The 249-nt window shown below is 40.6% G+C and carries 1 protein-coding gene; it reads right to left on the reverse strand.

All coding sequences use genetic code 11. The features are described 5' to 3' along the window. The coding region (locus ACPYOJ_RS36180) for a hypothetical protein (RefSeq protein ID WP_481420505.1) at positions 1–249 on the reverse strand (249 nt) is incomplete at both ends.

Below are 249 nucleotides of genomic sequence, written 5' to 3' on the forward strand. Positions count from 1 at the left end.
GGGTCAGCGTTACGGCATCATTCGCCTGGTTTTTCTGAAGTTCTCCTAACTTTACCCGTTCTTTGGTTTTATACAGATTATCGATGTTATAACTTAGGGAAATTCCGGTTTGCCATCCTCCCGAATACATATCGATTACAGGATTTCTCGTCGTGATAGGTCTTTGCAAAGTATATCCTCCGAAGCCTGAAACCGTAGGCATCTTATCGGTTTTAATAATTTCGATATTCTTATCGGCCACATTAACAT

The sequence above is a fragment of the Rhizobium sp. SVR5-9E genome (assembly GCF_056755095.1).